The organism is Mangrovimicrobium sediminis, assembly GCF_004745945.1.
GTDB lineage: Bacteria > Pseudomonadota > Gammaproteobacteria > Pseudomonadales > Halieaceae > Mangrovimicrobium > Mangrovimicrobium sediminis.
The window spans coordinates 112466-121129 of the sequence record NZ_SRLE01000016.1 but is presented as its reverse complement, the minus strand read 5'-3'; the positions used below and the strand labels follow the sequence as shown (position 1 = coordinate 121129).

Sequence of the window (8664 nt, the reverse complement as noted above, 5' to 3'; positions counted from 1 at the left end):
GGTGAAGAGGGGCGGCGAGGGCCGGGGTGGAGAGGGTAAGTCCGCGGCCCTGCCCCGGCTCCCTCAGTCGTCGCGCGCCGGCACGTCCTCGCGGTCCATGTCGCCGGTCTGTTCCAGCCACAGTACGTTGACGATGCCGAAGCTGCAGGCGAGCAGCACGCCCAGGATCCAGGTGAAGTACCACATGGTCGGAATCTCCTCAGTAAAGGCCGTGGGGGTTGGCGTGGATGCTGTCCTCGTCGAGGCGACCGAACATCTTCAGGTAGCTCCACAGGGTGTAGCCGAGAACCAGCGGCACGAAGATCATCGCCACCCAGAACATGATGGTCAGGGTCAGCTCGCTGGAGGTGGCGTCGAACACCGTGAGGCTGTGATCCGGCGCGTAGCTCGACGGCATGACGAAGGGGAACATGGCGACGCCTGCAGTGCCGATCACCGCCGCCTGCATCAGGCTGCTGGCGAGGAAGGCCAGTCCGCCCCAGCGGCGCCAGGCGGCCAGGGCTGCCAATGCCGCACAGCCCGCGCCGGCAGCGGGTACCGCCCACAGCAGGGGCAGGGCGCTGAAGTTGTCGCGCCAGGCGAGGTTGTCGCGCACCACGCTCTTCATCATCGGTGTCATCACGCTGCCGCCCGCGGGCATGCTGGCCACGCGAAAGCCCTGCATGCCGGTGTTCAGGGCGATGCCGGCGATGACGAACAACGCCAGTACGCCAAGCGCGCCGGCCAGGGTCGCCCGCGAGCTGCGCGAGAGCAGCTCGCCGCGGGTCTTGAGCATCAGCCAGCTGGCGCCCTGGGTGAGGAACAGGCACACCGAGAGCAGGCCGCAGACCAGGGCGAAGGGGTTCAGCAACTGCCAGAAGCTGCCGTGGTAGAGCGGCCGCATGACCTCGTCGAAGCTGAACGGCAGGCCCTGCAGCAGGTTGCCGAAGGCGACGCCGAAGATCAGCGCGGGCACGCCGCTGCCGACGGTCAGCGCCCAGTCCCAGCGGCTGCGCCAGGCCGGGCTGTCGAGCTTGGAGCGGTAGTCGAAGCCCACCGGGCGCAGGAACATGGCCAGCAGGGTGAGCACCAGGGCCGCGTACAGGCCACTGAAAGCACTCGCGTAGACCAGCGGCCAGGCGGCGAAGATGGCGCCGCCGGCGGTGATGAACCAGACCTGGTTGCCATCCCAGTGCGGGGCGATGGTGTTGATCAGCACGCGGCGCTCGATGTCGTTGCGGCCGACCACCTTGAGCAGCATGCCCACGCCCATGTCGAAGCCGTCGGTGATAGCGAAGCCGATGAGCAGCACGCCGACCAGCAGCCACCAGACCAGTTTCAGGGTTTCGTAATCAAGCATGGCGGGTCTCCCCGGCGGCGGGTGCGCCGTCGCGTTCGAAGTGGTAGCGGCCCAGGCCCAGGGAAGACGGTCCCAGGCGGGCGTAGCGGAACATCAGGAACAACTCGATCACCAGCAGCGCCGAGTAGAACAGCACGATGGCGGTGAGGCTGCCGCCGACCTCCGCCGCGCTGATCGACGAGGCGGACAGGTGGGTGGGCAGCACCTCGGCGATGGACCAGGGCTGGCGGCCGTACTCGGCGACCACCCAGCCGGCCTCGGCGGCGATCCAGGGCATGGGAATGCCGATGAACGCCGCGCGCAGTACCCAGGGGTTGGCGTCGCTGCGGTGGCGGGTGGACTGGATGAATGCGGCGAGGAAGATCGCCAGCATGGTGAAGCCCAGCCCGACCATCAGGCGGAAGGTCCAGAACAGCGGCGCCACCCTGGGGATGGAGTCCTCCATCGCCGCGTCTATCTGCGCCGGGGTGGCATCGACCACCGCGTCGGTGTACTTCTTCAGCAGCAGGCCGTAGCCGAGGTCTTCGCGCGTAGCCTCAAAGGCCGCCACGGTTTCCAGCGAGGTGTCGCCGCCGCGCAGGGCCTGCAGCAGGCTGTAGGCCTGCATGCCGTTGACGATGCGCTCGCGGTGCTGCTCCTTCAAATCGCGGATGCCGATGATCGGCTCGTCCAGGGAGCGCGTGGCGATCAGGCCCAGCGCCCAGGGGATTTTCACCGCGTAGTGAGTCTCCCCGGCCTCGTCGTCGGGGAAGCCGAACAGGGTAAAGGCGGCGGGCGGTTCCTGGGTCTCCCACTCCGCCTCGATGGCGGCCAGCTTGGTCTTCTGCACGTCGCCCACCTCGTAGCCGCTCTCGTCGCCGAGCACGATCACCGAGAGGATGGAGGCCAGGCCGAAGCTCGCGGCGATGGCGAAGCTGCGCCGGGCGAAGGCGACGTCGCGACCCTTGAGTAAATACCAGGAGGAAATACCGAGCACGAACATCGCGCCGGTGACATAGCCCGAGGCCACGGTGTGCACGAACTTCACCTGGGCCACCGGGTTGAAGATCACCTCGCCGAAGCTGGCCAGTTCCATGCGCATGGTGGTGTAGTTGAACTCGGCGCCCACCGGGTTCTGCATCCAGGCGTTGGCGATCAGGATCCACAGGGCGCTGAGGTTGGAGCCCAGCGCCACCAGCCAGGTGACGGACAGGTGCTGCACCTTGCTCAGGCGGTCCCAGCCGAAGAAGAACAGGCCGATCAGCGTGGACTCCAGGAAGAAGGCCATCAGGCCCTCGATGGCCAGCGGTGCGCCGAAGATGTCGCCCACGTAGTGGGAGTAGTAGCTCCAGTTGGTGCCGAACTGGAATTCCATGGTGATGCCGGTGGTCACGCCGAGGGCGAAGTTGATGCCGAACAACTTGCCCCAGAACTTCACCATGTCCTTGTACACGGGCTTGTTGGTCAGCACGTACACCGACTCCATGATCGCCAGCATGAAGGACAGGCCGAGGGTCAGCGGCACGAACAGGAAGTGGTACATGGCGGTGAGCGCGAATTGCAGTCGCGACAGCTCCACCGCGGCGGAATCGATCATTGCAGGTCCTCTTGCGCTTGCGGGGCGGGCGCCAGCCAGGCGCCGGGGTCGTGCGGCGCGCGCTCGCCGAAGTACAGCGAGTGCAGGGCGAAGATCGCCAGCAGCTTGAACACAAGCACTGCGGTGATCTCGCGGGCGTAGCGCGTCCTGGGTTTTCCGGTCATGGCCTGGGCCCCCCGTCGGGTTGTGCGGGACGCCGCCCGGCGTCCTCCTGGCAACTGCATTGCAACCGCAGTGCCAATAATGTCAGTGGATTAACTGACTGATTAGATTGGCTATTTTTACAATCCTGTAAGAAATTTGTGGTTATTTGGTGGACTCTGTGCCATATTTGTCGGACGATGGCTGTCATAAGTGGCGGGAATGAGAGAGATTGAACAGCTCGAAGCGGACGACAGCGACCTGCCCACGGTCCTGATCGGCAGCGACTACCGGCTGCTCGCCTGCAACCGCGCCTACCGCGAAAATGCAGTGAAAAGCGTCGAAATCGGCCGCAGTCGCTGTTTCGAGATCACCCACGGCTACACCTCACCCTGTCACGAGAACGGCGAGGCCTGCCCGCTGCAGCGGGTGGCGGAGACCGGGTTGGCACAGCGCGTGCTCCATGTGCACCACACGCGCAACGGGGCACGCTACTGCGACATCACCATGGAACCTGTGTATGCAACGGACGGCCGTCTGCTGGGCTACCGCGAGACCCTGCAGGGCGTGGATCACGCCAGCCACGAGCCGCGCGCGGATACCCTGTGCGGCCAGTCGGCGCCGTTTCGCGCCATGCTGGAGCTGATCAACCGCGTCGCCCCCACTGATGTGAGCGTGCTGCTGCAGGGCGAGTCCGGCACCGGCAAGGAACTGGTGGCGCGGGCCATCCACGATGCCAGCGAGCGCCGCGACCAGCCCTTCGTGGTGGTCGAGTGCACCGGCCTCAACGAGAGCCTGTTCGAGAGCGAGTTGTTCGGCTACAGCAAGGGCGCCTTCACCGGCGCCAACCGCGACAAGCCCGGGCTGGTGGACGCCGCCCACGGCGGCACCCTGTTCCTCGACGAGATCGGCGACATCCCCCTACAGCAGCAGGTGAAACTGCTGCGCCTGCTGGAGACCGGCACCTACCGCGCGGTCGGCTCGGTGGAGACGCGGCGGGCGAACTTCCGCCTGGTCAGCGCCTCGCACAAGAACCTGCCGCAGCTGGTGGAGGCGGGGGAATTCCGCCAGGACCTGTACTTCCGTCTCGCCGCCTTCCCGATTCACCTGCCGGCGCTGCGCGAGCGCATCGGCGACCTGCCCCTGCTGTGCGACCTGTTCGTGCGCCAGCAAAGCCCGGACAAGCGCCTGACGCCCGCGGCGCTGGCAAAGCTCTCCGGCTATGACTTTCCCGGCAATGTGCGCGAGCTGCGCAACCTGTTACAGCGCGCCTGCCTGATGGCGGATGACGAGCGCATTGAGCCGGGCCACCTGCCGCCACTGGCGGCGCAGGCGGAACCGGCAGCCGCAGCCACCGGGGATGAGGAGATTGTCAGCCTGAAGGAGGCGGAGCGCCGCTACCTGCAGCGCGTGAGCCGGCAGTTCGCCGGCTCTACCGCGGAACTGGCCAGCCGGCTGGGGATATCCGAGCGCACCCTCTACCGCAAGCTGGCCGATACCACCGGGCGCTGATCAGCGCCCGGCCTTGAGCGCCGTCCACATGCGGCTGCCGGCGCGGTCGGCCTTGGGCGTGTACACCGGGAAGGTGTACAGCTTGGCGGCGACTTCTTCCGGGGGATAGATCGACGGGTCGCCGCTGATGGCCGCGTCGACCAGCGGCTTGGAGGCGGTCACCGCGTTCGGGTACCACACGTAGTTGGTCACGCCGGCCATCACCTCGGGCTGCATCAGGTAGTTGAGGAAGGCGTGGGCGTTGTCCACGTGCATGGCGTCCTTGGGAATGGCCAGCATGTCGGTCCACAGGCCGGCACCCTCCTTCGGAATGATGTACATCACCTCCACGCCGTTGCCAGCTTCCTCGGCGCGGGTCTTGGCCTGGGAGATGTCGCCGGACCAGCCCACGGACAGGCACACGTCGCCGTTGGCCAGGTCGTTGATGTACTGGGAGGAGTGGAAGTAGCGCACGTAGGGACGGATCGCCTTCAGCGTGTCCGCCACCTTGCCCTGGATCAGCCCGGTATCCAGCGATTTCGGGTCCTCGCCCAGGTAGTTGAGCACGGTGGGGGTGATCTCGTCGTAGGCGTCGAGCATGGTGATGCCGCAGTCCGCCAGCTTGGCCGCGTTCTCCGGCTTGAACACCATGTCCCAGGAATCCAGCGGGAAGTCCTCGCCCAGGCGCTCCTTCACCTTCTTCACGTTGATGCCGATGCCGGTGGTGCCCCACAGGTAGGGCACCGCGTAAGCGTTGTCCGGGTCCAGCGAGGACAGCTTCGCCAGCAGGTTGGGGTCGAGGTTGCCGTGGTTGGGCAGTTTGCTCATGTCCAGCTTCTGGAACACGCCGGCCTGGATCTGCCGGGCGAGGAAGGTGGAGGTGGGCACCACCACGTCGTAGCCGGTGCGGCCGGAGAGCAGCTTGGCCTCCAGTACCTCGTTGGAGTCGAACACGTCGTAGGTGACCTTGATGCCGGTGGCGGCCTCGAAGTTGGCCAGGGTGTCCTCGGCGATGTAGTCGGACCAGTTGTAGACGTTGAGCGTCTTGTCCTGGGCGCCGGCCAGTGCCGGTACCAGGGCGACGGCCGCCGCCATTGCGAGTTTTGCCAGGGTTTTCACGGTGTTTCCTCCGCAGTGTCGAGGAGTGATAGGAATAGGGTTACTGGGCCTGGGCGCGGCGCATGTCTAGCTGCCGCTGCAGTTCGCGGCGGCGCATCACCCACCAGCCGAGCAGGGAGACCGTCGCCACCAGGCCGACGAGAATGGTCGCCAGCGCGTTCACCTCCGGGCTGACCCCCAGGCGCACGCTGGAGAACACCACCATCGGCAGGGTGGTGGAGCCGGGGCCGGCGACGAAACTGGCGATCACCAGGTCGTCCAGGGACAGCGTAAAGGCCAGCAGCCAGCCGGAGAACAGCGCTGGCGAGATGATCGGCAGGGTGACGCGGAAGAAGACGCCCAGGCGGTTGGCGCCCAGGTCCATCGCCGCCTCTTCCAGCGAGCGGTCGAACTCGCGCAGGCGCGCCGAGACCACCACCGCCACGTAGGCCATGCCGAAGGTGGTGTGGGCGATCCAGATGGTGGTCATGCCGCGCTCGGCGGGCCAGCCCACCGACTGCGCCAGGGTCACGAACAGCAGCAGCAGGGACAGGCCGGTGATCACCTCGGGCATCACCAGCGGCGCTGTCATCATGCCGGTAAACAGGGTCTTGCCGCGGAAGCGGCCAAAGCGCACCAGGGCCACCGAGGCCAGGGTGCCCAGCAGCAGCGCGGTGGTGGCGCTCATGGCGGCGATGCGCAGGCTGGTCCAGGCGGCGCCGAGCATCTGCTCGTTGTTCAGCAGCTCGCCGTACCACTTGGTGGAGAAGCCGGACCACACCGTCACCAGGCGCGACTCGTTGAACGAGTAGATCATCAGCACCAGGATCGGCGCATAGAGGAAGGTGAAGCCGGCGGCCAGCGCCAGGCGGCCGAGCCAGCCGGTCTGCCCGCTCGCGCTAGCCACGTTGCGCCTCCTCCATTTCCCGCGCCTGGTAGCGCTGGAAGATGGTGATCGGCACGATCAGCAGCACCAGCATGACCACCGCCACGGCGGAGGCGCCGGGCCAGTTGCGCGCGTTGAAGAACTCGTTCCACAGCAGCTTGCCGATCATCAGGGTGTCCGGCCCACCGAGCAGTTCCGGGATCACGAACTCGCCCACCGCGGGAATGAAGACCAGCATCGAACCGGCGATGATGCCGCCCACGGACAGCGGCAAGGTGATCTTGAAGAATGCCCCCACCGGCGAGGCGCCTAGGTCCGCCGCCGCCTCCAGCAGGCGGTGGTCGTGCTTCACCAGGTTGGTGTAGATGGGCAGGATCATGAACGGCAGGTAGGCGTAGACGATACCCAGGTACACCGCGAAAGGGGTGTGCAGCAGCACCAGCGGCTCGTCGATGATGCCGATGCCGACCAGCGCGTTGTTGATCAGCCCGTTCTCCTTGAGCAGGCCGATCCAGGCGTAGATGCGGATCAGGAACGAGGTCCACGACGGCAGGATCACCAGCATCAGCGCCAGGTTGCGCGAGTGCTCGGGCAGGCGCGAGATGGCGTAGGCCACCGGGTAGCCGACCAGCAGGCAGATGCCGGTGGCGATCGCGGCGATCTTCAGTGAGCTGAGGTAGCCGGTCAGGTACAGGTCGTACTCGTACAGGTCGATGTAGTTGAACAGGTTCAGGTTGATGGTCAGCACGTCGTCGACGTACTGGGCCAGGTCGCTGAACGGCGGCTGCGCGATCAGGGTCTCGGCGAAGCTGATCTTGATGACGATGATGAACGGCGCCAGGAAGAACAGCAGCAGCCACAGGTAGGGGGTGGCCGTGACCAGCCGCCGGCCCCAGCCCATCAGTGCCTGAGCGGACAGAACGCTCACGAGGTCAGCACCACGCCGGCGTGCTCGCTCCAGCTGATGTGTACCTCGTCGTTCCAGGTAAAGCGCTCGGCGTCGTCACCGGCCACGCTGCGGTCGGTGTTGGCCACCGAGGCGATGACCACCTTGTCGCCGGGCAGGGCGATGTGCAGGATCGAGTGGCTGCCGAGGTAGGCGATGTCCACCACCTTGCCCCGGGCCGCGTTGTGCGGCTGTGCCGGCGCCTCGCGCGAGACGCGGATCTTCTCCGGGCGCACCGCCACCGCCAGGGCCATGCCCAGGCTGCCGGTGATACCGTGGCCGATGCGCAGGGGCAGGGCCAGGGCGGGGGAGGCGATTTCCACGTGGTCCGCCTCGTCCACCGCCAGGGTGCCCTCGAAGATGTTCACCGAACCGATGAACTCGGCGGTCATGCGGCAGTTGGGCTGCTCGTAGACCTCGTGGGGCGGGCCCACCTGGCGGATCACGCCGGCGTCCATGATGCCCACGCGCGAGGCCATGGTCATGGCCTCCTCCTGGTCGTGGGTGACCATCACGCAGGTCACGCCGACCTCCTCGATGATGTCGACGATCTCCAGCTGCATCTGGGTGCGCAGTTTCTTGTCCAGCGCGCCCATCGGCTCGTCGAGCAGCAGCAGTTTGGGCTCCTTGGCCAGGCTGCGCGCCAGCGCCACGCGCTGCTGCTGCCCGCCGGAGAGCTGGTGCGGCTTGCGTTTGGCGTAGTCGGTCATGCGTACCAGGCCCAGCACTTCCTGCACCTTGTCGCGGATGGCGGGCTTGGCCAGGCGGTCGTATTTCAGGCCGAAGGCGATGTTCTGCTCCACGCTCATGTGCGGGAACAGCGCATAGGACTGGAACATCATGTTGATCGGCCGCTCGTGGGCCGGCATGCGGTTGATCAGCGTGCCGTCGAGGTAGATCTCGCCCTCGGTGGGGGTCTCGAAGCCCGCCAGCATACGCAACAGGGTGGATTTGCCGCAGCCGGAGGCGCCGAGCAGGGCGAAGATCTCGCCCTGGCGGATTTCCAGGCTGACGTCGTCGACCGCCTTGAAACCGTCGTAGTCCTTGGTGACGCGGCGGATCGCGAGTTTGACGCGTGGGGTCACGGAGTCGCTGTGCTCGACAGCAACGTCGTTGGGCATTGGTCCGGAACTCCTTTGGCGCACTGCGGGCGCCCCTGTCAGGCGGTGGAAATGACGGCGTCGGGG

General features: G+C 66.4%; 9 protein-coding genes. 1 reads left to right on the top strand and 8 read right to left on the bottom strand.

The window, feature by feature from the left end; genetic code table 11:
• Nucleotides 1-63: 63 nt before the first annotated feature.
• From cydX to E4634_RS21560, 4 genes are read right to left on the bottom strand one after another with little or no spacing between them, the layout of a single operon-like run.
• Nucleotides 64-186: a cytochrome bd-I oxidase subunit CydX gene (gene cydX, locus E4634_RS20020; RefSeq protein WP_135446452.1), complete on the bottom strand. Its 123-nt coding sequence runs from the start codon at nucleotides 184-186 to the stop codon at nucleotides 64-66.
• Nucleotides 187-199: 13 nt separating this feature from the next.
• A complete protein-coding gene (gene cydB, locus E4634_RS20015; RefSeq protein ID WP_135446451.1) occupies nucleotides 200-1339 on the bottom strand; it encodes a cytochrome d ubiquinol oxidase subunit II in 1140 nt (379 codons plus the stop codon).
• The gene (locus E4634_RS20010) at nucleotides 1332-2915 is read right to left on the bottom strand and encodes a cytochrome ubiquinol oxidase subunit I (protein WP_135446450.1); all 1584 of its coding nucleotides are present in this window, start codon (nucleotides 2913-2915) and stop codon (nucleotides 1332-1334) included. Before E4634_RS20010 ends, cydB begins: the two co-directional genes overlap by 8 nt.
• Nucleotides 2912-3079, bottom strand: coding sequence for a hypothetical protein (locus E4634_RS21560; RefSeq protein WP_167855005.1), 168 nt, complete (start codon nucleotides 3077-3079; stop codon nucleotides 2912-2914). Before E4634_RS21560 ends, E4634_RS20010 begins: the two co-directional genes overlap by 4 nt.
• A gap of 199 nt (nucleotides 3080-3278) precedes the next feature.
• Between E4634_RS21560 and E4634_RS20005 the strand changes: the two genes are divergently transcribed.
• Nucleotides 3279-4568, top strand: a complete 1290-nt coding sequence (locus tag E4634_RS20005; RefSeq protein ID WP_135446449.1) for a sigma-54 interaction domain-containing protein — start codon at nucleotides 3279-3281, stop codon at nucleotides 4566-4568.
• Here E4634_RS20005 and E4634_RS20000 read toward each other — a convergent pair whose 3' ends face one another.
• The 4 genes from E4634_RS20000 to E4634_RS19985 are packed head-to-tail and all read right to left on the bottom strand — an operon-like array spanning nucleotide 4569 to nucleotide 8598.
• Nucleotides 4569-5666 carry an extracellular solute-binding protein gene (locus tag E4634_RS20000; RefSeq protein ID WP_276606638.1) on the bottom strand — a complete coding sequence of 366 codons (1098 nt, stop codon included), beginning with the start codon at nucleotides 5664-5666 and terminating at the stop codon, nucleotides 4569-4571.
• 40 nt (nucleotides 5667-5706) lie between these two features.
• Nucleotides 5707-6552: an ABC transporter permease subunit gene (locus E4634_RS19995; protein ID WP_206046964.1), complete on the bottom strand. Its 846-nt coding sequence runs from the start codon at nucleotides 6550-6552 to the stop codon at nucleotides 5707-5709.
• The gene (locus E4634_RS19990) at nucleotides 6545-7459 is read right to left on the bottom strand and encodes an ABC transporter permease subunit (protein WP_240725256.1); all 915 of its coding nucleotides are present in this window, start codon (nucleotides 7457-7459) and stop codon (nucleotides 6545-6547) included. The genes E4634_RS19995 and E4634_RS19990 overlap by 8 nt, the downstream gene beginning before the upstream one ends.
• Entirely contained in the window at nucleotides 7456-8598 is a 1143-nt protein-coding gene (locus E4634_RS19985) for an ABC transporter ATP-binding protein (RefSeq protein WP_135446448.1), read from the bottom strand. The genes E4634_RS19990 and E4634_RS19985 overlap by 4 nt, the downstream gene beginning before the upstream one ends.
• Between the last annotated feature and the right edge of the window lie 66 nt (nucleotides 8599-8664).

What these genes read in the sequence shown, in the direction of transcription:
- cydX (WP_135446452.1), bottom strand. Translation starts at nt 186, where the DNA reads ATGTGGTACTTCACCTGGATCCTGGGCGTGCTGCTCGCCTGCAGCTTC.
- cydB (WP_135446451.1), bottom strand. Translation starts at nt 1,339, where the DNA reads ATGCTTGATTACGAAACCCTGAAACTGGTCTGGTGGCTGCTGGTCGGC.
- E4634_RS20010 (WP_135446450.1), bottom strand. Translation starts at nt 2,915, where the DNA reads ATGATCGATTCCGCCGCGGTGGAGCTGTCGCGACTGCAATTCGCGCTC.
- E4634_RS21560 (WP_167855005.1), bottom strand. Translation starts at nt 3,079, where the DNA reads ATGACCGGAAAACCCAGGACGCGCTACGCCCGCGAGATCACCGCAGTG.
- E4634_RS20005 (WP_135446449.1), top strand. Translation starts at nt 3,279, where the DNA reads ATGAGAGAGATTGAACAGCTCGAAGCGGACGACAGCGACCTGCCCACG.
- E4634_RS19985 (WP_135446448.1), bottom strand. Translation starts at nt 8,598, where the DNA reads ATGCCCAACGACGTTGCTGTCGAGCACAGCGACTCCGTGACCCCACGC.